The sequence below is a fragment of the Moorella sp. E306M genome, from assembly GCF_006538385.1.
GTDB lineage: Bacteria > Bacillota > DSM-521 > Neomoorellales > Neomoorellaceae > Neomoorella.
In genome coordinates, this window is record NZ_BJKO01000001.1 from 199278 (window position 1) to 223622 (window position 24345).

General features: G+C 56.5%; 23 protein-coding genes. All 23 read right to left on the reverse strand.

What is annotated here, in order from left to right:
• Window positions 1–36: 36 nt before the first annotated feature.
• Entirely contained in the window at window positions 37–306 is a 270-nt protein-coding gene (locus tag FLZ89_RS01005; protein ID WP_141264151.1) for a PRC-barrel domain-containing protein, read from the reverse strand.
• A gap of 101 nt (window positions 307–407) precedes the next feature.
• Window positions 408–1025 carry a stage II sporulation protein R gene (gene spoIIR, locus FLZ89_RS01010; protein WP_172613378.1) on the reverse strand — a complete coding sequence of 206 codons (618 nt, stop codon included), beginning with the start codon at window positions 1023–1025 and terminating at the stop codon, window positions 408–410.
• 58 nt (window positions 1026–1083) lie between these two features.
• Window positions 1084–1854: an RNA polymerase sporulation sigma factor SigG gene (gene sigG / locus FLZ89_RS01015; RefSeq protein ID WP_172613666.1), complete on the reverse strand. Its 771-nt coding sequence runs from the start codon at window positions 1852–1854 to the stop codon at window positions 1084–1086.
• 131 nt (window positions 1855–1985) lie between these two features.
• A complete protein-coding gene (gene sigE / locus FLZ89_RS01020) occupies window positions 1986–2681 on the reverse strand; it encodes an RNA polymerase sporulation sigma factor SigE (RefSeq protein WP_253256522.1) in 696 nt (231 codons plus the stop codon).
• Window positions 2682–2726: 45 nt separating this feature from the next.
• Complete coding sequence (gene spoIIGA / locus FLZ89_RS01025) at window positions 2727–3641, reverse strand: sigma-E processing peptidase SpoIIGA (RefSeq protein ID WP_172613379.1); 915 nt, start codon at window positions 3639–3641, stop codon at window positions 2727–2729.
• A gap of 169 nt (window positions 3642–3810) precedes the next feature.
• Window positions 3811–4872 (reverse strand): cell division protein FtsZ, encoded by a 1062-nt coding sequence (gene ftsZ / locus FLZ89_RS01030; protein ID WP_141304140.1) that lies wholly within the window; start codon window positions 4870–4872, stop codon window positions 3811–3813.
• A 51-nt stretch (window positions 4873–4923) separates the two neighbouring features.
• The gene (gene ftsA / locus FLZ89_RS01035) at window positions 4924–6156 is read right to left on the reverse strand and encodes a cell division protein FtsA (protein WP_141264146.1); all 1233 of its coding nucleotides are present in this window, start codon (window positions 6154–6156) and stop codon (window positions 4924–4926) included.
• 90 nt (window positions 6157–6246) lie between these two features.
• A complete protein-coding gene (locus FLZ89_RS01040; RefSeq protein WP_141264145.1) occupies window positions 6247–6576 on the reverse strand; it encodes a small basic family protein in 330 nt (109 codons plus the stop codon).
• Window positions 6577–6582: 6 nt separating this feature from the next.
• Window positions 6583–7353, reverse strand: a complete 771-nt coding sequence (locus FLZ89_RS01045; RefSeq protein ID WP_141264144.1) for a cell division protein FtsQ/DivIB — start codon at window positions 7351–7353, stop codon at window positions 6583–6585.
• Between the two features lie 149 nt (window positions 7354–7502).
• Window positions 7503–8762, reverse strand: a complete 1260-nt coding sequence (murA, locus tag FLZ89_RS01050) for a UDP-N-acetylglucosamine 1-carboxyvinyltransferase (protein ID WP_141304141.1) — start codon at window positions 8760–8762, stop codon at window positions 7503–7505.
• Between the two features lie 18 nt (window positions 8763–8780).
• The gene (gene murB, locus FLZ89_RS01055; RefSeq protein WP_141305252.1) at window positions 8781–9689 is read right to left on the reverse strand and encodes a UDP-N-acetylmuramate dehydrogenase; all 909 of its coding nucleotides are present in this window, start codon (window positions 9687–9689) and stop codon (window positions 8781–8783) included.
• 2 nt (window positions 9690–9691) lie between these two features.
• Window positions 9692–11098 carry a UDP-N-acetylmuramate--L-alanine ligase gene (gene murC, locus FLZ89_RS01060; protein WP_141264141.1) on the reverse strand — a complete coding sequence of 469 codons (1407 nt, stop codon included), beginning with the start codon at window positions 11096–11098 and terminating at the stop codon, window positions 9692–9694.
• 147 nt (window positions 11099–11245) lie between these two features.
• Window positions 11246–12367, reverse strand: coding sequence for an undecaprenyldiphospho-muramoylpentapeptide beta-N-acetylglucosaminyltransferase (gene murG, locus FLZ89_RS01065; RefSeq protein WP_141304142.1), 1122 nt, complete (start codon window positions 12365–12367; stop codon window positions 11246–11248).
• A gap of 36 nt (window positions 12368–12403) precedes the next feature.
• Complete coding sequence (gene ftsW, locus FLZ89_RS01070) at window positions 12404–13498, reverse strand: putative lipid II flippase FtsW (RefSeq protein ID WP_141264139.1); 1095 nt, start codon at window positions 13496–13498, stop codon at window positions 12404–12406.
• On the reverse strand, window positions 13473–14879 hold the full coding sequence (gene murD, locus FLZ89_RS01075) for a UDP-N-acetylmuramoyl-L-alanine--D-glutamate ligase (RefSeq protein ID WP_141304143.1): 1407 nt from the start codon (window positions 14877–14879) through the stop codon (window positions 13473–13475). The genes ftsW and murD overlap by 26 nt, the downstream gene beginning before the upstream one ends.
• 25 nt (window positions 14880–14904) lie before the next feature.
• Entirely contained in the window at window positions 14905–15861 is a 957-nt protein-coding gene (gene mraY, locus FLZ89_RS01080) for a phospho-N-acetylmuramoyl-pentapeptide-transferase (protein ID WP_141304144.1), read from the reverse strand.
• On the reverse strand, window positions 15854–17251 hold the full coding sequence (locus FLZ89_RS01085) for a UDP-N-acetylmuramoyl-tripeptide--D-alanyl-D-alanine ligase (RefSeq protein WP_141304145.1): 1398 nt from the start codon (window positions 17249–17251) through the stop codon (window positions 15854–15856). The genes mraY and FLZ89_RS01085 overlap by 8 nt, the downstream gene beginning before the upstream one ends.
• Complete coding sequence (locus FLZ89_RS01090) at window positions 17245–18744, reverse strand: UDP-N-acetylmuramoyl-L-alanyl-D-glutamate--2,6-diaminopimelate ligase (RefSeq protein WP_141264135.1); 1500 nt, start codon at window positions 18742–18744, stop codon at window positions 17245–17247. The genes FLZ89_RS01085 and FLZ89_RS01090 overlap by 7 nt, the downstream gene beginning before the upstream one ends.
• A gap of 170 nt (window positions 18745–18914) precedes the next feature.
• Window positions 18915–21038 (reverse strand): stage V sporulation protein D, encoded by a 2124-nt coding sequence (locus FLZ89_RS01095; protein WP_141304146.1) that lies wholly within the window; start codon window positions 21036–21038, stop codon window positions 18915–18917.
• Between the two features lie 79 nt (window positions 21039–21117).
• Window positions 21118–21639, reverse strand: coding sequence for a septum formation initiator family protein (locus tag FLZ89_RS01100; RefSeq protein WP_141304147.1), 522 nt, complete (start codon window positions 21637–21639; stop codon window positions 21118–21120).
• A gap of 3 nt (window positions 21640–21642) precedes the next feature.
• Entirely contained in the window at window positions 21643–22599 is a 957-nt protein-coding gene (gene rsmH, locus FLZ89_RS01105; protein ID WP_141305253.1) for a 16S rRNA (cytosine(1402)-N(4))-methyltransferase RsmH, read from the reverse strand.
• A gap of 11 nt (window positions 22600–22610) precedes the next feature.
• Complete coding sequence (gene mraZ, locus FLZ89_RS01110) at window positions 22611–23042, reverse strand: division/cell wall cluster transcriptional repressor MraZ (protein WP_141304148.1); 432 nt, start codon at window positions 23040–23042, stop codon at window positions 22611–22613.
• Between the two features lie 222 nt (window positions 23043–23264).
• Entirely contained in the window at window positions 23265–24338 is a 1074-nt protein-coding gene (locus FLZ89_RS01115) for a hypothetical protein (RefSeq protein ID WP_141265847.1), read from the reverse strand.
• Between the last annotated feature and the right edge of the window lie 7 nt (window positions 24339–24345).

The window sequence follows — 24345 nt, forward strand, 5'->3', positions numbered from 1 at the left end:
CCCTCCGCCTTTATTATAACATAAGGCCGCCCTTCCTTAAGCCTTTTCCCGGTGCACGGGGGACGTACAGCTATAACTTTCTACCAGGATAACATCAACTCCTACTTTAACCACGTTTTCCCAGGGGATAATTAAATCTTCTTCCCGGCCGAAAAAGAAAAAAAACCTGCCTCCCTGTCCAGGTACGATTAAAGCTTTTACCCGTCCGGCCTCCAGGTCCAGGTCAATATCTTTAATTGTCCCCAGCCGCCGACCGTCAATGACATTAATTACCTCCCGCTGGCGCAGTTCGGTCACCCGGATCACGGTCACCACCTCCGGCTGTAGCCCGGGGCCTTCCTGTTATATTTAATTATATGAGCTACATATAGCTCGAAGGCCAAAAAAGAAAAACCAGCATTGCTGGTTTAAGGCCGCAATCCCGCCAGGCGGTGGCGTGAGGATTGCCATATCTCTAGGATTTTCCATCCCAATCGGACTTTTGGCGGGCCTTCCTCCCCGGCCATTACCGGCCGGCTGGTAAAGAAGCCGGCATTTACTTTACCGGTGACATCTACCAGGCAGAGAGGTGGAAACAGGATGCACCACCAGTTTTCCCCTTTCCCGGCGCCAATCACCACGCGAACGGCCTCGTAGTTTCCCGCCGGGAGAGTTATATCCCCGTAAGCTCGGGTGGGGAAGGCAAAGTCCCCGAATTCCGTCCTCACGGTATAATTTTGTCCTTCCTGCCGGATTTGGGTCTCGGCTGCAGCGGTAATGGCAGCCAGATTGCTGCTCACCAGCCGCCGGGCGGCGCCTATATCCCCGACTACCGCCAGGTTCCGGCCTATACTGGTGAGAACGGCGTCGCGGACATGGCGTTTTAGCTCCTGATCGGCAACGGTATCGCTGTTGGCAATGACGTGGAGCCGGATTAAGTTATGGGAATTATAGGCCGGTACTGCTATCTTTCTGTCCGTCCAGGCCGCGTCTCCGCCGAGGAATAATAAGCCGGCCAGGACAAAGAATAATATCGACTTCTTCAATAAAGACACTCCTTGCCACCTCCGTAAATAAGAAATCGAACCGCCGGCTGCCGGCTTCTTATATATACTTGCGCATATGTTTCAGGGCAGCTTTTTCCAGCCGGGAAACTTGGGCCTGGGAGATGCCGATTTCATCGGCCACCTCCATCTGGGTTTTACCTTCAAAAAAGCGCAGGGATAAAATCAGGCGCTCCCGGGGGTTTAATTTATTCATGGCTTCCCGGATGGCTATGTTTTCCAGCCAGCTGCCATCCTGGTTTTTTTCATCACCTATCTGGTCCATAACATATATGGGATCGCCGCCGTCATGGTAGATGGGCTCAAAGAGGGATACCGGTTCCTGGATGGCATCCAGGGCAAAGATTACTTCTTCCTGGGGGAGATTGATTTCCCTGGCTATTTCCGCTACCGAAGGTTCCCGGGCCAGTTTATTTACCAGCGCATCCCTTATCTGGAGAGCTTTGTAGGCAATATCCCTTAAAGAACGGCTGACCCGTATGGGGTTATTATCCCGCAGGTAACGCCTGATCTCTCCGATGATCATGGGTACGGCGTAGGTGGAGAACTTGACGTTCTGGCTCAGATCAAAGTTATCGATGGCCTTCATCAGGCCGATGCAGCCCACCTGGAAAAGGTCGTCGACATACTCGCCGCGGTTGGTAAAGCGCTGGATTACACTCAATACCAGGCGTAAATTACCCTTAATGAGCTTTTCACGGGCCTCCGGTTCCCCCCTTTGCATGGCCTCAAAAAGCTGTCGCATCTCCTCGCTGGTCAGCAAGGGCAACTTGGAGGTATTCACACCGCAAATTTCTACTTTATTGAGCATCACTGGCGAGAAACCTCCTGACGGTGGCTCTGGCATAATTATTACCATGCCTCCCGGCTTTTATACCGGCCCGGCAAAAGGGCAAAATAAAGGGAGCTATTTAAGCTCCCGGAAAAAGCAGGGCGGACATTTTATTCCATCCTGGCGATCTCTTTACGCAGGCGTTTGATAATCCGTTTTTCCAGGCGGGAAATGTAGGACTGGGAGATGCCCAGGATGTCGGCTACCTCCTTCTGGGTTTTTTCCACGCCGTCCAGGAGGCCGAAGCGAAATTCCATAATCTTGCGCTCCCGGGCCGAGAGCTTCCGCATGGCCATCTGCAGGAGCTTGCGGTCGATCTCTTCTTCTATGGATTTATAAATAATATCGTTTTCCGTCCCCAAGACATCGGAAAGCAAAAGCTCATTGCCGTCCCAGTCAATGTTTAACGGCTCGTCAAAAGAAACCTCGGCCCGTGTTTTATTGTTACGCCGCAGGTGCATTAAAATTTCATTTTCAATACAGCGGGAAGCATAGGTGGCCAGCTTGATGCGCTTCTTGGGATCAAAGGTATTGACAGCTTTAATAAGGCCGATGGTACCAATGGAGACCAGGTCTTCAATCCCCACGCCGGTATTTTCAAATTTGCGGGCGATGTAGACCACCAGGCGCAGGTTGCGCTCGATAAGTACGGTTTTTACACCGGCGTCGCCGTCCTCCAGGCGCAGGAGAAGGTCGGATTCTTCATCGCTGGAAAGGGGGGGCGGTAAGGTTTCACTGCTGCCGACATAAAAAACTTCGCCCAACCATTTCAACCTGGCTACCAGGTGGCTGTAAAACGCCTGGATTTTTAATTTAGCAATTACAAACAGCTCCTGCACGAGCTCTCCCCCCTAGAGGCCCATACTGGCTTGTAGCAAATCTGGGTGTAATAAGGCGCAATAATTCCCCTCCGTGGACAGCCTTTCCCTGTACAGGCCCAGAATGACGTTTTTTATCTTAATCATGCGTTCGTTAGTGATGACAATTACTTCGTCGGATCTAAGGCCCAGCAACATACCATGGCTTCGGCCCAGGGAATGATATGGTAACAGGTGAAGCCTTGTCGCCCAGGGCGAACCGGCCAGGGACTTTATCAGGCTTTCCAGGTCGGTCTCCTCCTGGCTGCTGTAGTGTTTAATAATTTCTTCCGGGAGAAGGCCCTGAAGGGCGCTGTATTCGACAATAATTACCGGCCTCTGGGTAAGGGGATCGCGCAGGCTGTTGCCGGTATCAACCAGGGCCTTTAAGGCCCGCTGCCGGCCGGCAAAGGTTATGATCACCTTAAGGCGCAGTACCTGCTGCCAGAAGTTTTTTTTAAGCCAGTTTGTCCCAAGAACGGCCAGCAGCCCGGCAGCAGCCACGGCCGCCAGCAGCCACGGGTAACGGATATTCTGGGACAGAACCATCATTCCCCCCATCACCGGTGTTGCCGCCTCCCCGCCGGCCAGGTAAATAGCCCCCAGCATCGCCCCTCCCATGGCAAAGGCCGCCAGGTAAAAATAGACCAGGGCCTGGAGAAACCGCCGCCCGTTTAAAGGATAAAAGGCTGCCACGACCATAACGAGGGAAAATAAAATCTTAACAAGCAGAGACTGCCCCCACTCGCCACCGGGAAACAGGATGACCAGGGAATAAACTGCTCCTACCGCTGCTCCAGCCAGCAGCCGCCAGCCGGTTGTCGCCAACTGTCCCAGCCTGGCCGTCGTCCAGAGGATGAAGTAATCCATTACCAGGTTAATGGCCAGCAGGACATCTAAATAAACCACAGGTAGATCAGCCTCCCTTTCCCGGAGGTTAGGCTAATTATTACCATGATATGAGTATTATGGCAGTTTCATAACTATAACTTATTATATAACCTCCTCATGGAAAATTTTGTCATTTAATGGGTAATAAAAAACCTGTTACCGTAAAGGTAACAGGTTTAAAAGACAATTACCTGCGCCGCAGGAAGGCTGGTATGTCCAGGTCGTCAATATTAAAGGGCTTAATATTAAGATCCACATCCCGGGCTGCCGCTGCCTCTTTCTGGGCTGCCGGCACGGCTTCAAAACCGGTAGCAATGACGGTAACGCGGATTTCATCCTTCAAGCTTTCATCAATGACGGCACCAAAAATTATGTTCGCTTCCGGGTCGGCCGCCGCGGCCACGATTTCCGCCGCCTCATTAACTTCCAGGAGCCCCAGATTGGTGCCCCCGGTAATATTTAGCAACACACCGCGAGCCCCTTCAATGGAGGTTTCCAGCAAAGGGCTGGATATGGCCATCCTGGCTGCTTCCGCAGCCCTTTTTTCCCCAGTAGCCCTGCCGATACCCATCAGAGCCGAACCGGCATCGCTCATAATGGTCTTGACATCGGCAAAATCCAGGTTGATCAATCCGGGCACGGCAATAAGGTCGGAAATGCCCTGGACGCCCTGGCGCAACACATCATCGGCTATGCGGAAGGCTTCCAGGATAGAGGTCTGCTTATCGGCTACCTGCAGCAACCGGTCGTTGGGAATAATAATCAGTGTGTCAACCTTTGTCTTTAACTCCTCTATGCCGGCCTCCGCCTGTTTGGCCCGTTTCCGGCCTTCAAAGCTAAAGGGGCGGGTAACAACGCCAACAGTCAGGGCCCCGGCCTCCTTGGCGATCTGGGCCACCACCGGGGCCGCCCCGGTACCTGTACCGCCGCCCATGCCGGCAGTGACAAAAACCATATCAGCCGCCTGCAGACGCTGGGCCAGCTCTTCCCGGCTTTCTTCAGCTGCCTTTTTACCAATTTCGGGATTGGCCCCCGCCCCCAGGCCCTTGGTCAGCTTGGCACCAATTTGGATCTTCTGTTCTGCCTGGCAAAGGCGCAGTGCCTGGGCATCTGTATTAACGCTGATAAATTCTACTCCCCGCAGGCCGGCAGCAATCATGCGATTAACAGCATTACTGCCACCTCCACCTACCCCCACCACTTTAATGACCGCAAATTGATTGAGATCACCGTCCTCAAATTCCAGCACCCGAACTCCTCCTTTAACACGATATGGCCATAATAATTTTTCATGTTTTTATTAAAAAAGTTCCCGCCACCAGTTTTTTAGCCGTGACCAGAAGTTCTCCCAGATAGCCTCGCGTGCGGCGGCCGCCTGGGTATGGGCCAGGCGACCGGCGCCGTAATTCACCAGGCCTACAGCTGTAGCATAAGCCGGAGAAGCCACCATATCGGCCAGCCCACCGCTGTTCTCTGGCCAGCCCAGGCGGACCGGCATGGCTAAGGCTTCGCTTGCCAGCTGGGTTATTCCTTCGAGTAATGCACCGCCTCCTGTCAAAACCACTCCTCCCGGTAAAAGGCCCTGGAAATGGGAGCCGTCAATCTCCCGGCGAACGAGGTTAAAAATCTCCTCTACCCGGGGCTCGATAATGGCCGCCAGCATCTTCCTGGGTACCCGCTTTTTCTCCTTGCCCCCTACTGCCGGCACCTCAACAAATTCATTTTCCGCTGCCAGCTCCGCCAGGACGCAACCATGTTCCTTTTTAATGATCTCGGCCTGAGTGAGGGGGGTGCGTAAACCTACTGCCAGGTCACTGGTTATATGCTCGCTCCCTATGGGCAGAACAGCGGCAAACCACAGGCACCCCTGGGAGATTACGGCGATTTCCGTCGTCCCCCCGCCGATATCTACCACAACGGTACCCAGCTCCTTCTCTGCTTGCTGGAGTACCGCCTCGGCCGAGGCCAGGGGATTCAAAACCAGTTCATCAACTGCCAAGCCGGCTCGCTGCACGCTTTTTATGGTGTTCTGGACGGCGGCCCCGGCTGCGGTGACAATCTGGGTTTCCACTTCCAGGCGCGAACCACTCATGCCGATGGGGTCCATGATGCCATCATAGCCATCAACAATATACTGGCGCGGCAGGACGTGGATAATCCTCCTGTCGGCCGGCAGGGGGATTACCCGGGCTGCCTGGAGGACCCGTTCCACATCTTCGGGCCCTACTTCACCGTCTTCGCCGGTAACGGCTACTACCCCGCGGTTGTTAACGGAGCCAATATGGGGACCTGTCAGGCCAACAAAGGCCGAAGAAATATGACAACCGCTCATGCGCTCGGCCTGTTCCACCGCTTTTTCAATGGCCCGGGCTGTATTTTCTATATCCACAATTATACCTTTACGCAAGCCTCCGGACGGTGTTTCCCCCAGGCCGATGATGTTCAGGCGGCCCTGTAGCGTGATTTCCGCCACAACTGCAACCACCTTGGTGGTGCCTATATCGAGACCGACCACCACGTTATCCTTGGGCAAACTCTGGCACCTCCAGGCTCCCCGGGGCTTCTATTAAGAAGGAGAATTCAACATAACTTTCGCTTTCCCTTTTTTTGCAAATAGATTTTCTCACTTTTTCAGCAGGTGGCGCCGGATGATAGCCAGGTTCTGGAATAAACGCATGCCAAAGACCAGAACGGCAGCAAGATACAGCTCAACCCCCAGCTGATCACCTATATAAGCTAAAAAGGCCGCCAGCAAAGTATTGGAAAAAAAACCCGTGAGAAAGATGGCATTATCAAAATTATCCTCCATGTTGGCCCTAATGCCCCCAAAAACGGAATCCAGGGCTGCCAGGACGGCCACCGACATATACTTGCTGTAGACAACCGGTACCTTTACGGGTATCATGAGGCCAATCAATACCCCAAAGATAAGGCCGATTAAGGGTATCCACATCTTTTTTCATCCCTTCTTCTCCTGTTTTTCAACCTGATTAAATTTTACTACCGGCGGTCCCGCAAAACTAACATCAATATACTCAACAGCCTCCCTGCCGGCAAGGCCCCGGAGGGCTTCATGGAGCCTGCTGAGCTTCTCCGCCACCTGTTGCTCGTCGCCAAACTTAACCAGGATATTGCCCGCCCAGATCAACTGCAGGTTATCAGGGGAAGAGGCTATTATCTCCTGAAGCTGGTTTAAATCGTCAGGTGGCACCTGCCGGACCACTGCCAGGGCAGCCTGCAGGCCGGGGTGATTAATCTCCCTGCCGGGGCCGGTATTCTCCAGCTTGCCCACGCCGGAAATGAGGGGCAGCTGCAGGTGGCCTATGCGCGGTATTCTTTCCATGACTACACCACTGCCATCAACGAGTAAAAAGCTGCCATCCTGCACCAGGATAGCCACCGGTGTCCTTTCCTCGATTTGAACGACCAAGGTCCGCGGCCAGTGACGGCTCACCCTGGCCCTGGCCACCAGGGGATGGGTGGCCAGTCGTTTGGCAATTGCCGAAGTATCCACCTGCCAGAGGTTAATGCCCCTGGCCACGCCTATTAAATTTTCCAGTTCAACCCTGGGGATATGCTCGTTTCCTTTAATCTCTATGTTTTCCAGGCTAAAGAAACCAGAATGGATAAAATAAAATAAGGCCGTTACCGTTAATAAGAAAAACAATATTCGGCGCATCCGCTGCCGGCGCCGCCGGTAAACGCGGGGTGAATGGGCCTGGATAACCATTTACCCACCTCATTTACTGCCATTATACCAGAAAATGCAGGCCTGTCCAGTAAGGGGAGGTGAGAAGTGGGAAGTGAGAGATGGAATTTTATGGAATGGATTGGCATAGCTAATTCCTTCCAAATTTTTTACCTCCCATCTCCAACTTCTCACCTCCCCTCTAGCCGCCGGATATCCGCCCCCAAACTGCTTAAGCGTACTTCCAGTTGTTCGTAGCCCCGATCCAGGTGGGCAACGCCTTCCACCCGGGTTTGCCCTTCAGCCATGAGGCCGGCAATCACCAGGGCCGCCCCGGCCCGCAGGTCGGAAGCTTCCACCGGACAGCCGCTTAAACCCGGGACGCCGTTGATTACTGCCACCCGCCCCTCAATTTTAATATCGGCTCCCAGGCGCCGCAATTCAGCAGCATGTTTAAAACGATTTTCAAAAATGCTCTCCACCAGGACGCTGGTCCCGCTGGCTACCGTCATCAACGCCATGAGCTGGGGCTGCATATCGGTAGGAAAACCCGGGTAGGGTAAAGTCTTGCAGTCGACGGCCTTTAATCGTGCCGGGCTCTTGAGGCGAATGCCGTCCCTTTTAACCGTAATCTTCGCCCCCATCTCCGTTAACTTGGCCAGGATGGCCAGAAGGTGTTCCGCCCGGCAATCCTTTACAAAAACATCGCCGCCGGCTCCAGCTGCTGCCGCCAGGAAGGTGCCGGCTTCAATCCGGTCCGGAATAATCTCATAGTCTGCCTGCTTAAGCTCCTTAACCCCTTCAATGCGGATGGTATCCTGGCCAGCGCCGTGAATCCGCGCTCCCAGGCTATTTAAGAAATTCTGCAGGTCAACGATTTCCGGTTCCCGGGCAGCATTGTGGAGGATGGTAACCCCTTCAGCCAGGACGGCGGCCATCATCAGGTTTTCCGTCGCCCCGACGCTGGGAAAGTCCAAATAGAAGGAAGTTCCCTGGAGGCCGGTCGTTCTGGCTTCAATGTAGCCCTGATTTTCCGTTACTTCAGCGCCCATGGCCCTGAAACCTTTCAGGTGCAGATCCATGGGCCGGGAGCCGATGGCACAGCCGCCGGGATAGGGAACCCGGAAGTAGTGGTAACGCCCCAGGAGGGGTCCCATAACCAGGTTGGAAGCCCTGAGTTGCCGCATCAATTCTGCCGCTACTTCGGGCGAGGTTACCGTTGCCGGACCCACATGCAGGGCTGTATTACTTCGTTCTATCTTTAGCCCCAGGGAGCGAATGACGGCCGCCATCACGGCAACATCCTGGAGGTTTGGTACGCGCCGCAAAGTGCACTCCCCTGTCGCCAGGAGCATGGCCGCCATAATAGGGAGGGCCGCATTTTTGGCCCCGTTGACGGTCACCGTCCCTTCCAGGCGCCGCCCCCCATTGATAACCAGACACTCCTCCAAGGCCTACCCCTCCCCTAGCTACAGGCCTTCACCCCAAACTTCCACTTCCAGTTCCAGGTTGATCCCGAAAGCCCTGGCTACAGCCTCCTGGATCCTGGCTATGAGTTCCAGGACATCGGCAGCAGTAGCCCGGCCCAGGTTAATGATAAAGTTAGCGTGTTTGGTTGACACCTGCGCCTGGCCGGCCAGCCACCCCTTGGCCCCCACCTCTTCAATGAGCTGACCCGCATAATAGCCCGGCGGGTTTTTAAAGACGCTGCCGGCATTGGGCCATTCCAGGGGCTGCCTGGCCCGCCGACGCTCAAGATTTGCCTGCACCCTTTCCTGGATAAGCCGGGGGTCCCTGGCAGTCATTGCCAAATCGACAGCAACAACCGTCTCATTCCGGCGTAAGGAAGTGGAACGATAGCTAAAGGTTATATCCTGGCCCTCCAGGTAACGCCGGCTGCCGTCAGGGGCAACTACCTCCACCCCGCGGACAATATCTCCCAGGCAGCCCTCCGGAGTACCGGCATTCATGATCACGGCCCCGCCTATGGTGGCCGGAATACCGGCGGCAAACTCCAGGCCCCCCAGGCCATGCCGGACGGCGATCTCCAGCACCCGGGCAAGGAGAGCGCCGGCGCAGGCCTTTATGCCCTGGTCCAGGACCACAACCTGGCGCCAGGCCCTGGTCTGGACTACCAGGCCGCGGACACCGCCGTCCCGCACTAAAAGATTGGAGCCGTTACCCATAATATGCAGGGGTAAACCCTTTCGTCGCGCAAAATCCAGGCAGAAATCAAATTCTTCTCCGGTTGCCGGCCGGGCGAGCAGATCGGCCGGCCCGCCTATGCGCCAGGTCGTGTGGCGGGCCAGAGGTTCGTTGAGCAACACTTCTCCCTGTAAACCCTGCTGTAGTTCTCGCGCCAGGGACGCTAGATGCATGATCAAGCGCCCACCTCGCAAAAAGCCTGTTTTGCAGCCAGGAAGCGGGCCAGCTGAACCCCTACCTGCCACACATCCCCGGCTCCCATGGTTAAAATCAAGTCCCCGGCAGTACAGGATTCTTTTAGAAAAGCCATGGTTTCTTCCAGGGTAGGCAGGTAATAAACCTGCGGGTGGCCGTTTCTTTTGATTTCGTCCAGGATAAGCCGGGAAGTTACCCCATCCATGGGTTTTTCCCCGGCTGCATATATGTCATTGATAATGACAATATCAGCCCGGTTAAAGGCACGCCCGAATTCCCGGTAGAGGTGGTAGGTCCGGGTATAACGGTGGGGCTGGAAGACGGCTACCACCCGCCGCGCTCCCACCTGGCTAGCCGCCGCCAGGGTAGCTTCAATTTCCGTCGGGTGGTGGGCATAGTCATCAACCACCCGGATAGCACCATCATCCCAGAGGACCTCAAAGCGGCGGCCGGCACCACGAAAAGCCTCCAGGGCCCGGGCAATGACCGGAAAGGGTATTTCCACCTGGTGAGCTACGGCAATGGCCCCCAGGGCATTCAAAATATTATGACGCCCCGGTACCTTTAAAACGAGTTCTCCCAGGTAGCGTTCATGGTAATATATGGTAGCACGTCCCCCAAGGCCCTGTAAGGTTACCTTGCTGGCCCGGTAGTCGGCCTCGCCATTAAAGCCATAAGTAATTACCGCCCGCCTGCATCCCCTGGCAAGCAGCGCCACCCGGGGATCTTCGGTACACAAAACGGCCCTGCCGTTCGGACGGACCTGGTCCAAAAATGCGGCGAAGGCGGCGACGATTCTTTCCAGGCTGCCGTAATGATCCAGGTGATCGCTCTCGATATTAGTTACCAGGGCGATTTCCGGCTTTAACCATAAAAACGAACCGTCGCTTTCATCGGCCTCGGCTACGAAATAAGGTCCCCTCCCCGGCAATGTATTACCATCAAACTCACGGACATAACCGCCAATAACGGCTGTTGGATCCAGGCCGGCTTCCTTCAGGGCCAGGGCTACCATTGCAGAGGTAGTGGTTTTACCGTGGGCGCCGGCCACAGCAATACCTCGCCGGGCGTTAAATAACCGCGCCAACAGTTCCCCGCGCTTGATAACGGGTAAACCTCGGCTGCAGGCGGCAATAATTTCCGGATTATCCGGCGGCACTGCCGAGGAGATAACAACCTCCTGCACTTCCGGAGCTATATTCCCTGCTTCATGACAATGGTAGATTACGGCACCCTGTGCTGCCAGTTGCCGGGTAAATTGATTTTCCTTGGGGTCCGAGCCTGATACCCGGTAACCCTGGACCAGCAACAGCTGGGCCAGGCCGCTCATACCCACCCCACCAATACCGACGAAGTGGGTCCACCCCCTTGCTTCCAAATCTTTCATCTCCCTCCGCGAAGCTGCTCCCGCCCTGGCTGCTACATTTGCATCATATGCATGGCCTGCATAACAGGTGCCTGAGAAGAGTGCAGCCGGTTCCCAGCATGGGAGGACAACTCCCGGGGCGGGATACAGGCTTGTCCTGCGTTAGAATTAACGTTTATACCTTTCCAGCTCGGCTAAAATTATTTCTAATATGGCCTCCAGGGCATCAGGCCGGCCCAATCTCTTCGCTGCTGCTGCCATGGCCTGCAGGCGCCCGCGATCGGCCAGGAGATGGTTAATTATCTGATGGAGACGTCCGCCTTTCAGTTCCTGGTCCAGGATGAGAATGGCCGCCCCTTTCCTGGCTACAGCCCGGGCGTTATACTCCTGGTGATTGGCGGCAGCATGAGGGTAAGGAATCAGGATTGAAGGTAAGCCCCTGGCCAGTATTTCCGCCAAAAAAGAAGCCCCTGCCCGTCCGATTATCAGGTCAGCCGCCGCCAGGGCATGCTCCAGGTCATAAACATAGGGCTTGATGGTAATATTTCCATATTTGTCCAGGTCTATTCCCCGTTCCCGCACCTGCTGCAGGTATCCTTCATAGTCACGGCGCCCTGTTACCTGAAGTATACTCACATCAGGCCGCCCGGCCAATTCTTTCAGTACCGGCAACATGGCCTGATTGAGGCTCCGGGCCCCCTGGCTGCCGCCGACAACCACTATGAAGAACTGATTTTCTGGGAGGCCCAACTGCCGGCGGCTAACGCCGCGGTCGGCCCGGAGAATTTCCGGCCGCACCGGCAGGCCGGTTGTTACCAGGCGGGCACGGCGGGGGAAACTTCCTGCCGCTTCAGGGAAGGTGAGGCAAACGGCCCGGGCCATGTTGGCCAGCAGGCGGTTGGTAAGGCCGGGAAAGGCATTCTGTTCATGGATAACCACCGGTATACCCTGCAGGGCTGCGGCCAGGCACACCGGGCCACTAACGTAGCCGCCGGTACCTACAACCAGATCGGGTCGGAAGCGCCGCACCTGAAACCAGGCTTCTCCCAGGCCCCGGGCTATTTTCGCCAGGGCGGGGACGTTTTTCCAGATCCGGCGCCGTTCCAGCCCCTGGACGGTAATGGTCCTGAAAGGGAGGCCGGCCCGGGGAACGACATCGGCTTCCAGCCCCCTACCTGTACCAATATACAATAATTCTATCTCCGGCCGTACCTGGTGCAGGCCCCGGGCAATAGCCAAGGCCGGGTAGACATGACCGCCGGTCCCCCCGCCGGTAATAATAATTCGCAAGGGCAGTTCACCTCTAAACCAGCACCGGCCACCGCGTTAGTGCCGGGCATAGCGGGATATATTGAGCAAAATACCGACACCCAGCAAGGTAAAAATCAGGGAAGAACCCCCGTAGCTCACCAGTGGCAAGGTGATGCCCGTCACCGGCAGCATCCCCGTGACCACCCCCATATTGATCAGGGCCTGGAGGGCCAGCATTATGGTCAGGCCGGCGGCCAGGAGGCTCCCAAAGGCATCGGGAGCTTTAAAAGCGGTATGGAACCCTCGCCAGACCAGGATTAAAAAGAGGATTACCACCAGGGCGGCGCCGATAAACCCCAGCTCTTCGCTTAAAATGGCGAAGATAAAGTCCGTGTGGTTTTCCGGAAGGTAATACAGCTTCTGCCGCCCCTGGCCCAGACCGGTACCGAAGAGGCCGCCGGAGCCAATTGCCAGCAGGGACTGGATCGTCTGCCAGCCGTTCCCGCGGGGGTCGGCCCAGGGGTTTAGAAAGGCGGTAAAACGGGCCATACGGTAGGGGGCAATGATAATGGCCAGGGCCACCGCCGCCACCCCCAGGACCGCCAGCAGGGCCAGGTAACGTTTATCCGCCCCCCCTACCATGAGCATGAAGTAGGTGGTCCCGGCCACGGCCACAGCTGTGCCAAGGTCGGGCTGGGCCAGGATAAGGAGACACACCATGGCCATCAGGGCGAGATAAGGTCCTATCCCTTGCACCAGGGAATGGAGACGCTGGCGGTTCTGGGCCAGGCTGCTTGCCAGGAAGATGACCATGGCCAGTTTTATAGTTTCCGAAGGCTGGAAACTTAAGGAGCCCACCCCCAGCCAACGGGCCGAACCCCGGGAAGCGGTGCCGATAATCAGGACCAGCACCAGAAGGATAACGGCCAACCCCAGGAAAGGAGCTGCCAGGCGGCGCAAATAGATATAATCAAGCTGCATGGTAAAAAAAAGCCCGCTCAGGCCTATAGCCGCCCAGGCCAGCTGGCGTTTTAAAAAGTAGTAGGGGTCGCCATAGTTGTAGGAGGAAGTAAGGGCGCTGGCGCTAAAAACCATGATAATCCCTATCCCGAGCAGGAGCACACATGGCAGTAAGATCCAGAAATCAACGGGCCCCGCCCTGCGGCGCATGATGGTTACCTCCTCCGTAGCTGTTTTCCGCTAGTTCACGTACTATACTTTTGAACAGGTCGCCCCGTTCTTCGTAGTTTTTAAACATATCCCAGCTGGCGCAGGCCGGCGAGAGCATGACGATGTCCCCTGGGGAGGCCTGCCGGGCTGCCTTAAGGACGGCATCTTTAAAATCAGAGGCCCGGTAGATATGCTCAATCCCCGCCCTCCTGGCAGCCTGCTCCAGGTCGCAAGCCGCTTCGCCCACCAGGACCAGGTACTTGACCCGGCCGGCCATTTTCTGAGCCAGCAGGGTAAAGTCACTGCCTTTATTCCTCCCCCCGGCAATAAGGACCAGGGGGTTGGGATAGGCCTCAATAGCCTTCATGGTCGCCTCGGGGTTCGTCCCTTTAGAGTCATTAATATAGAGGACACCGTCCACTTCGGCTATCCGTTCCAGGCGGTGGGGAACACCGGGGAAGGTTTTTAGAGTGGCTATTAACTGTTCCGGCTTTACCCCCAGAGCCAGGGCAACCAGGGAAGCTGCCAGGCAGTTTTCGAGGTTATGGGCGCCTTTTAAAGAAAGCTCTGCCCGGTGGCACAACCTGATTTCCCCGTGCCCGAGGTTGGCGTAGATTACATCGTCTTTAAGAAAGGCACCCGGCTCCGGCTGCTGCCGGCGGCTGAAAAATAATACCCGGGCTTTCGTCTTATCAGCCAGATCGCGGGTTAAGGGATCATCGTAATTTAAAACGGCAAAATCTCCCGCCTCCTGGAAGGCCATGAGGCGAGCTTTGGCGGCTATATAGCCGGCTAAATCGCCATGGCGGTCCAGGTGGTCCGGGGTAATATTCAAAATCACCGCCACCCGCGGGCGGAAAGAGGCTACGGTCTCCAGCTGGAAGCTGCTGACCTCGCAAACGACATAGCCTCCCGGAGCTATCTCCTTTATTTCCTTTACCAGGGGAATGCCGATATTGCCCCTTACTACCACCGGCAGGCCGGCATCCCGGAGTATCTGCCCGCACAGGGCCGTAGTAGTTGTCTTGCCGTTGGTCCCGGTAACGGCTGCTATCTTTACCCCCGGCGGCAGGAGGCGGTAGGCCAGCTCCAGTTCACTCCATATGGGAATCCCCAGCTGCCGCGCCCCAGCCAGGGGCGGTTCCCAGGAAGGTACACCGGGACTGGTTACCACCAGGTGGGGTTGCAGCAAAGCTACTTCCGGGTAGCGGCCTAAGATAAGCTCCACCCCGGCCCTGCTTAAAGCATCTAATTCTTCCCCCTCCAGCAATTTGTGATCACAGGCCGTAACCCTGGCGCCCAGGCGGGCCAATTCGGCTGCTGCCGCCCGGCCGCTTTTACCCAGGCCTACTACCAGTACTTTCTTGCCCTGCCAGGACATTTTTCTACCTTCTTCCTGTCCACTTTTAAATAGTTAAAACATAAAGCCCGGCTGCAGCCAGAACTATGGCCAGGACCCAGAAAAAAAGCACTACTCTCGTTTCCGGCCAGCCGGCCAGTTCAAAGTGATGGTGCAGGGGGCTCATGCGAAAGAGGCGCCGGCCGGTAAGGCGAAAGGAAGCTACCTGGAGGATCACCGAAAGGGCTTCGATAACGTAAACCCCGCCCAGGACCGGCAATACCAGTTCCGTCCGGGTCATGATGGCCAGGAAACCGATGGCCGCCCCCAGGGCCAGGGAACCGGTATCACCCATAAAAACTTTCGCCGGATGGAAATTATACGCTAAAAAACCCAGACATCCTCCCGCCAGGGCGGCAGCAAATATTGCCATCTCTCGCTGCTCGGCAGCCAGGGCTATAAGGCCATAGGCCAGGGCCACCCACAGGGTAATGCCGGCCGCCAGGCCGTCCAGCCCATCCGTCAGGTTAACGGCGTTAGTTGTAGCCACCATGAGCAGGGCCGCCAGCAGCGGGTAAGACCAGCCCAGGTCCAGGGTTAAACCGGTTAAAGGCACCTGGAGGGCGCTGCCCCGGCCCAGCCAGAGCATGGCCACCACGCCGGCTACCAGGCCCAGGAACACCTGGCCGCCCAGCTTCTGGCGGGCATAAAGGCCTAAAGGGCGGTGGCAAACTACCTTCAAGCCATCGTCAGCAAGGCCAATCAAAGCATAACCCCAGGTTAGAATGAGAGCCGATAACATTAACGGTGAAACCGGGGCCATTACCAGGGAAGCGGCGGTCAAGCCGGTTAAAAATAAGATGCCACCCATGGTCGGGGTACCGGTTTTGGCCAGGTGGCGGCGAGGGCCGTCATCGCGAACAGTCTGCCCGGCCTTCAGACGTTTTAAAATAGCAATTACCGCTGGCCCCAGGATTATGGTAATCCCCGCCGCCAGGCCCAGGGCTTTTAAAGCCTCAGCCATCGGCCTCCCCCTCCCAGGCGGCCAGGACCTGCTCCATCCCCGCCAGGCGGGAGCCCTTAAAAAGGACGACATCCCCGGCCCCTAGATCCAGCAGGTGCCCCGCTGCTTCCCTGTGACTGGCGCAGCTGAAAACCTGTCCCGGCGGCATGCCGGCGGCTATTGCCCCGGCAGCTATTTCCCGGGCCAGTTCCCCTACGGTAACCAGGCGAAAAAGGCCTAATCCAGCGGCAAACCTGCCCACCTCCCGGTGGAGGGCCGGAGCCATGGGTCCCAGTTCGCGCATATCCCCCAGGACGGCCACCTTGCGGCCCGGCAGAGCGGCCAGGACCTGGAGGGCGGCCTGCATGGACTCGGGATTGGCGTTGTAGGCATCGTTAAAAACCAGGCAGCCCCCCGGTCCCGGCCGCATCTCCTGACGCAAGTTTTCAGCCGGCCAGTTTTTCAGCCCCGCGGTCATGGTATCCGGAGCCAGGTTTAAGGTGTAACCGGCGGCCAGGGCGGCCAGGGTATCGTAAACATTGTGCAGGCCCGGCACCGGTATTTGCAGCCGGATCTCTGCTTCAGGAAAAACGGCGGTAAAGATCGTGCCCTGCGCTCCCAGGACGGTAATGTCCCGGGCCATGACATCCGCCTGGCTCCTGATACCGTAAAAGATTACCCGGCAGGGGCAGGTAGCTGCCAGCTTACGGCACCATTCGTCGTCGCCGTTTAAAATGGCCACCCCTCCGGGGGGCAGGGCGGCCAGAAGTTCCCCCTTGGCCGCGGCGATATTGGCCACTGAACCCAGGCGTTCCAGGTGGGCCGTACCGATATTGGTTATGATGCCCATGGTGGGACGGGCGATAGCACAAAGGGCGGCTATCTCTCCCCGGCCCCGCATGGCCATCTCTACCACGGCGGTCTCGTGTTCAGGTGATAGGCTCAAAAGGGTCAGGGGCAGGCCAATCTCGTTGTTAAAATTGCCCGGGGTCTTTAAAACCTTCATTCCCGAACTTAACACAGCGGCCACCAGATTTTTGGTCGTGGTCTTGCCGCTGGAGCCGGTAACGGCGATGAGAGGACCGTTAAAATTTTTCTGCCGGTGGAAAGCGGCCAGCCGTTGCAGGGCCTTAAGGGTGTCCTCCACCTGAATCAGGACCTGTTCCGGCTGCCGGCCGGCCACTATTTCCGCCGGGAAGTGTTCACCTATGGCCGCCGCCGCTCCAGCGGCCAGGGCCGCCCCGATAAAGTCATGGCCGTCAAAGCGCTCCCCTTTAAGGGCGATAAAAAGCATCCCCGGCTTGATGGAACGGCTATCAGTGCTGGCGCCCCTGACCGTGGTTGTCACTTCCCCGCCAACCAGCCGGCCTTGAACGGCGGCACATATTTCCCCGGCCTTTGCCGCTAACATGAACTTCCCTCCCCGGTATAACCCAGGGCTGCCAGTTCTTCCCTGGCTACCTGGCGATCATCAAAAGGCAGGATCCGGCCCTTGACGATCTGGTAGGTCTCGTGACCCTTGCCGGCAATAACCACCATATCCCCCGGCCGGGCCCGCGCCAGGGCCGCGGCAATGGCCCGGCGCCGGTCCACCACCACCTGGTAGCTGGCGCCGGGTACTTCCTCTACCCCGGGAAGAATATCGGCAATTATGGCCTCCGGATCTTCATCGCGGGGGTTGTCAGACGTAATAATGCAGTAATCGCTTAATCGGACGGCTGCTTTACCCATCAGGGGACGCTTGCCCCGATCCCGGTTACCGCCGCAACCGAAAACAACAATCAAATCCCCCTTGGTTACCTGCCGGGCCGCCTGGAGGACATTCTCCAGGCCGTCGGGGGTATGGGCATAATCGACGACTACATTGAAGGGCTGACCCTGGCGCACTTGCTCCAGGCGGCCGGGTACACCCTTGACTTCTCCTAAAGTTTTCACAATCGCCACGTGGTCAATGCCTTCCCGCCAGGCTACGGTAAAAGCCGCCAGGGCATTGTAAATATTAAAGCGACCGGTAAGTTGGAGTTCGAGTTCCGTTTCTCCCTCCGGCCAGGTCACCCGGCAGGTAGCACCGCCCGCTGTCAAATTTATATCTCGGGCCCGGACCTGGCATTCAGGACTGCAGCCATAAGTAATCACGGGTACCGGGATCAAGGTTTTTAAGCGGGCGCTGTAGGGGTCATCGCCGTTGATGACGGCGTATTTGGGTCCTCCTTTAACACCCTGGCCCAGGTTCTGGAAAAGACTGGCTTTGACTTTAAAATAGTCCTCCATATCCCGGTGGAAATCCAGGTGATCCTGGGTTAAATTGGTAAAAACCGCCACGTCAAACTCAGCCCCTTCCACCCGGTGCAGGGCCAGGGCATGGGAGGATACCTCCATGACCACTCCTTGAGCCCCCAGGTTAACCAGCTGGTGCAGAAGGGCCTGCAAGTCCAGGGCTTCCGGGGTGGTGTGGGCGGCCGGCAAGACCTTATCGCCCAGGCGATTGCCGATGGTGCCCAGCAAACCGGTAGGCCGGCCGGCGCCCTCCAGCGTAGCCTGGATGAGGTGGGTGGTCGTAGTCTTGCCATTGGTGCCGGTTACTCCGATAAGGCGCAACCGCCGGCTGGGATAACCGTAGAAACGGGCCGCAAGCATACCTAAGGCCCGGCGGCTGTTACCTACTCGTGCCCAGGCCACGCCGGGTGGCAAGGAGACTTCCTCCTCCAGGACGATGGCTACCGCGCCTCTAGCTATAGCGTCCTTTATATATAAGTGGCCGTCAGTCTTAAAGCCTTTGATGGCTACGAAAAGAAAACCAGGCTGCACCTGCCGGGAATCATAATGGAGCCCGGTAAGGGGAACCTGCTGTTCGCCGCCGCAATCTATAACATCTATAGCAGCTACTAATTCCTCCAAGGTCACTGCAAAATGTTCCTCCTCGGAAAAAGGGTTCTGCCAGAAATGGTGCCTTCTGGCGGGGATATGTCCCCGCCCCTACCTGCCCTGAGTGGTTTAGCTATATTTTTACCATCTGCTGGCAATTTAACCTTGGAATGGTTTTAGCCCGGCGCCTCAAGCGCCGGGCTATTATACTACGGTCCCAGTGCTTCCAGGGATGGTTCAAAGAACTTGACCCTTACTTTTGTGCCATGGGAGACAACTGTTCCCGGGGGAGGATCCTGCTCGGCCGCCTGGCCGGTCCCTTCCGGTACCAGGCCCAGTCCATAAGCCTCGAGGATTTCCGCCGCCTCGCTAATCCGCAGGCCGGCAACATCCGGTACCCGGGGCCTGTCGGGATCGCCCTGTAGGTACAGGATCACATGGGTTCCCGCCGGGACGACGGCTCCTCCTTTAGGCACCTGGGCAATTACCTGTCCTCCACTGCCTTCCACCCGAACGGCCAGGCCGGCCTTATCCAGTTCAGCCCGGGCCGCAGCCAGGTCAAGGCCGACGACATTGGGTACGGTAACCGGCGCCGGGGGCTTTTCCTGGTCCTTCTGCTCGCTGTCATACTGGGGCGGTACTTTAAGGTAGTGGAGGGCATCGCTAACCACCCGCTGAAAAATGGGGGCGGCCACCGTCCCACCATAATAAGGATATCCTTTGGGCTCGTCAATGGTTACCAGGGCCACCACGCGAGGATCGTTTACCGGCGCAAAACCGATAAAGGAGGCCACGTATTTTCCTTCCATGTACCCGCCGGGACCGGCCTTCTGGGCCGTACCTGTTTTACCGCCCACCCGGTAGCCGGGAATATAGGCATTGCGCCCGGTTCCTTCACTGACAACGGTTTCTAACATTTCACCGAGCAACCTGGCCGTTGCCGGCGAGATGACCCGGCGTACCACTTCGGGTTCGTACTTTTTAATAACATTACCTTTATTGTCCAGGATTTCCTTGACCAGGTGGGGGCGGATCAGCTGGCCCCCGTTGGCCACCGCCGCAACGGCCGTAATTAATTGGATGGGAGTAACGGCAATGCCCTGGCCGATACCGATGGTGGCAATGTTTATGGGCTTCAGTTCATTCTCGGGGATTAATAACCCCGACCCCTCGCCGGTTAAATCAATCCCTGTGGGTTCACCGAAACCAAAGGCTTTGATGTAATCATAAAAAAGGCCGGCTTTCTTCTCTTCCAGCCGCAGGGCAACCTGGACAAAAACCGGATTACAGGAGTTTTTTACTCCTTCAGTAAAGGACTCGCTGCCGTGGCCACCGGGCAGCCAGCAGTTAATGGTATCCGGCCCCACTTTGATATAGCCAGGATCGTAAAAGCGGTCACCCGGCTTGACGACCCCTTCCTCCAGGGCTGCTGCGGCGGTGATAATCTTAAAGGCTGACCCGGGCTCATAGGCATCCCGGACCAGGGGGTTACCCCAGAGGGTATTGGGATATTTACTATAATTATTGGGATCAAAGGCCGGCCGGCTGGCCATGGCCAAAATTTCCCCGGTTTTCGGGTCCATGACGATGATATTGGCCCTGCGGGGACTGGTAGGGCTGGCCATGATTTTGTCAAGTTCACGTTCAGCAATATACTGGATGTTCTGGTCAATGGTAAGAACAAGGTTGTGGCCATTCTGCGGTGGTATATAACGGTGGGTGGCCCTGGGGATTTCATGGCCCAGGGCATCAAATTCCAGAACAATTTTGCCCGGTTCCCCGGCCAGTTCTTTATCGTACATGGCCTCGAGGCCTTCCAGACCCTGGTTATCGATACCGGCAAAACCCAGCACATGGGCCGCGAGTAACCCGTTGGGGTAATAACGCCGGCTCTCAGGTACGACTTCAATCCCCGGTAATTTCAACTCTTTAATTCTTTGGGCTTTATCGAATTCCACCTGACGGTCAACAAATTCAAAACCCGTATTACGGGTTATTTTTTCCAAAATTTTATCGGGAGGGATGTTCAGGATAGCCCCTAATTTAGCCGCAATTTCCTGAGCCTTACCAGAGTCCTTGATTTCCGGGGGAAAGGCCCCGATATAGTCGGTGGCTATGCTAATGGCCAGTTCATGCCCGTTGCGGTCGTAAATAACCCCCCGCCGGGCTGCTACCGGCATGGCATTGAGGCGGTTTTCGAGTGCCTTTTGTTGTAGTTCCCCACCCCGCACAAATTGCAACCATGCCAGCCGCAATAAAACCGTTACCAATCCCAATGCCAAAATAAAAAAAGCAAAAGCTAAACGCTTACGTACATTGATACTCGCTTGCATGCCCTTCGCCCCTCGCCGGCGGCCCGCCGGTAGCCCCGGCACTTAAACTTAACGGCTCTGGTTAGCTGGCACGGGCAAGCTAACTGTTAACCTTGGCTACACGTACCGGTTCCAACCAGTTTTGCAGAGCCTGGGAAAGGGCTGCCAGCCAGGACTGGTGAACAGGCGCTTTTGTTTCATCCCCTTTCCCGGTCGGTTCTCCTGTTGCCACCTGCAGCTGCTGGCCCTGCCCGGCCTTCCCCGGGACATAATAAAGCTGCCCTTCCCGCGGTTCCACCATACCCAACCGGGTGGTAGCCACGGCAGCTATCCTCTCCGGTGCTTTTAAGCGGGCCACCTCTAATTGTAGCCTTTCATTTTCCCTTTGTATAGTATTGATTTCTTGTTTCAGGGCTTCCAGTTCGTAACCTTTTATTACCAGCTGTACCGCCAGATAGGTTTTTGCAAAGGCAATGCCGATAGCCAGCAAAACAAGGCCCAGCAACACAACTTTCTGCCTGGCCCTATTATGCACCCGCGGCCGGGGCGTTTTCCTTCCCGCTACCTGCTTATGGGCCAGGTTTGTTTTATAGGCAAGTTCCTGTGGTGGTGCTGCTAACATAGCTTATTCACCATCCTTTTCCTTTAGAACCCTCCGAGCTACCCGGAGCTTTGCACTGCGGGCCCTGGGATTGGCGGCGATTTCTGCCGCCGCTGGAGTCACCGGTTTGTGCGTAACCGGTTCTAAAACTCGCCTCCTGCCACAAATACAAACCGGCAATTCCGGCGGGCAGGTGCAATGGCCGCTTAAACGCTGAAATGTCCTTTTTACAATCCTGTCTTCCAGGGAATGAAAAGATATAACCCCCACCCGGCCACCCGGGTTTAAAACCTGCTCCAGTTTTTCCATGGCCGCCTGCAGGGCATCTAATTCGCCATTAATGGCAATCCGGAGGGCTTGGAAGGTCCGCTTGGCGGGATGATGTCCGGACCTCCTCGCCCTGGCCGGAATTGCTGCCTTGATAATTTCTACCAGCTGGGTGGTAGTGGTAACGGGTGCTTTTTGCCGGGCTGCTACGATAAAGGCGGCTATACGCCTGGCCCAGCGCTCTTCACCGTACTCCCCGATAATCTGGGCCAGCTTACCTTCAGGCCAGGTATTAACGATTGTAGCCGCTGTTAATTCCTGCTCCCGGCCCATGCGCATATCCAGGGGGGCTTCGACCTGGTAACTAAAACCTCTTTCCGGGTTGTCCAGTTGATAAGAGGATACCCCCAGGTCAAAGAGAAGCCCGTCAACGGCCCTGATCCCCTTGCTTTCTAATACCCGGACCAGGTCCCTGAAATTAGCCTGGACCAATTCTACAGCTGCTCCAAAGGGCGCCAGCCGCTCCCTGGCAGCGTTAATGGCTTCGGCATCGCGATCCAGCCCGATTAAACGCCCGCCGGGAAGCAAGCGGGGTAAAATGGCGGCGCTGTGACCGCCGCCGCCAACGGTGGCATCCACAAAGATTTCCCCGGGCCGCGGGTCAAGAAACTGTACAACTTCCGCCAGTAATACCGGCTGGTGAGCATAGGGCAAAGCAGCCACCCCTATATATCGAAGTCAACGATTTTCTCGGCCAGGGTCTCGTACTGGGCCGCCGTTTCCTGGCAGTACTGCTCCCACAGGGAGCGGCTCCAGATTTCTACCCGCGTGGCAACGCCCACAATGACCACTTCTCTTTCCAGGTGGGCGTATTCCCGTAAATTCCCCGGCAGCAGTATTCTCCCCTGGCGGTCAAGCTCACATTCCGTGGCCCCGGAAAAGAAAAAACGGACAAAGGCACGGGCATCAGACCGGGTAAAGGGCAGACTACGCAATTTCTGTTCCATTTCCGCCCAGCCGCTCATGGGATAGACGAAAAGACAATTATCCAGGCCCTTGGTGATTACAAACTTTTCTCCCAGCTCCTCTCGGAATCGCGCCGGGATAATCAGCCGTCCTTTATCATCAATGGTATGCTGGAACTCCCCCATGAACATGGGCGGCATCTCACTTTCCTACCACTTCATGCCACAATGCCCCACTTTACACCACATATATTCGCTGCCAGGATAAAAATTCCTCCTGTTAAAAAAGAAAAACCCTCCAAAATAGAGAGTTTTTCTGATGATAGAACATATTTTCGCCGTTTTTCAAGGAAAAACTTTATCTTAGGCCGGCAAATGCCAGTGCAGGCTCGCCGCAATGAGCGGCTCCTCAAGCTATAGCTCCTGGCCCATAAGTTCTGCCACTCCGGCCGTTAACTTGTAGATGTGCTCAGCAAGGCGCACGTCTAGAACGCCAGTACCACAGGCCGGGGTCACCAAAGACTGGTGGTAAAGGAGCTCCCGGTCCACACCCTTCCGGGTCAGCTCCTCAATTGCACCCTGCAGCCTGACAGCCAGGCTGGCTGCCGTTTCCTGCCAGGCCTGCTCATAGGTAGGTACAATCCCCCAGGCCAGCACACCGTCCCGGTCCAGGAAAGTGGCCACATCAGGGGCAAAAACCTGGAGAGAAGTAAAGTAGTTATAGGCATCAAAACTTACAATCTGGTAACCGGATTCAAAAAAGATGGGCCATTCCACCCCGCTGCAGGAATGGGCACCGGGCAAGCCGCCCTTGGCCCTGATCCCCTCCACTACCCCGGCCAGGGCCTCCACCAGATCATCTCGCTGTAAAGCTACGTGAGTGGAAGTACCGTAGGCGGCCAGGGCCGGGTCATCGACGAATACCAGCACCGGCAGCCCGAATCGTCCCAGTTCCCGGACCTGCCAGCATGCCTGCATGGCCGTAGTCTTTACGATGAGGTCCCTTAGCTGGGGGTCATAAAAGGCGCTGCGCCCGGAGCTGCTGCTTAGGTAAAGGCCGGCAGTTACCGGGCCGGCTACCTGGCCCTTAAGAAAACGGGCTCTACCGGGACCATGCTGTTCCAGGCATTCCACCAGGGCATAAAAACCGATTCCGGCTTCCCGGGGAATGGCAAAAGCCGCCAGGGCTTCTTCGCTACCAGCCTCGGCCTCCAGGTAAAGGCTGTAAAAGGCCGTCAGGTTAGCGGCCCAATCAGGACTGGCATCGGTAAATACCGGCATTTCCCCGGGCTCGTCTTTAATCAATCCCAGGCGCACCAGGGGAGATAGGCTCTGATAAACAAAGTGCTCCTGATGCCCCCGCCTGGGTAACTGAGGCCAGTGGGGTACCAGGGGCATATTCTTAAAGATGAGTTCCAGGGCAGGTCCGGGCTCCTGATAGGGCAAGCTGCCTATAGCGGCCGCCCAGAAGTTACCAGGTAAAGGCATGGGGATT

Bases quoted from the DNA above. Each gene is read 5' to 3' on its own strand.
- mraZ (WP_141304148.1), bottom strand. From the start codon at position 23,042: ATGTTCATGGGGGAGTTCCAGCATACCATTGATGATAAAGGACGGCTG.
- murD (WP_141304143.1), bottom strand. From the start codon at position 14,879: ATGTCCTGGCAGGGCAAGAAAGTACTGGTAGTAGGCCTGGGTAAAAGC.
- FLZ89_RS01040 (WP_141264145.1), bottom strand. From the start codon at position 6,576: ATGTGGATACCCTTAATCGGCCTTATCTTTGGGGTATTGATTGGCCTC.
- murB (WP_141305252.1), bottom strand. From the start codon at position 9,689: ATGCATCTAGCGTCCCTGGCGCGAGAACTACAGCAGGGTTTACAGGGA.
- FLZ89_RS01095 (WP_141304146.1), bottom strand. From the start codon at position 21,038: ATGCAAGCGAGTATCAATGTACGTAAGCGTTTAGCTTTTGCTTTTTTT.
- murC (WP_141264141.1), bottom strand. From the start codon at position 11,098: ATGAAAGATTTGGAAGCAAGGGGGTGGACCCACTTCGTCGGTATTGGT.
- FLZ89_RS01045 (WP_141264144.1), bottom strand. From the start codon at position 7,353: ATGGTTATCCAGGCCCATTCACCCCGCGTTTACCGGCGGCGCCGGCAG.
- FLZ89_RS01100 (WP_141304147.1), bottom strand. From the start codon at position 21,639: ATGTTAGCAGCACCACCACAGGAACTTGCCTATAAAACAAACCTGGCC.
- mraY (WP_141304144.1), bottom strand. From the start codon at position 15,861: ATGGCTGAGGCTTTAAAAGCCCTGGGCCTGGCGGCGGGGATTACCATA.
- sigG (WP_172613666.1), bottom strand. From the start codon at position 1,854: ATGCTCAATAAAGTAGAAATTTGCGGTGTGAATACCTCCAAGTTGCCC.
- FLZ89_RS01115 (WP_141265847.1), bottom strand. From the start codon at position 24,338: ATGCCTTTACCTGGTAACTTCTGGGCGGCCGCTATAGGCAGCTTGCCC.
- FLZ89_RS01085 (WP_141304145.1), bottom strand. From the start codon at position 17,251: ATGTTAGCGGCAAAGGCCGGGGAAATATGTGCCGCCGTTCAAGGCCGG.
- ftsW (WP_141264139.1), bottom strand. From the start codon at position 13,498: ATGCGCCGCAGGGCGGGGCCCGTTGATTTCTGGATCTTACTGCCATGT.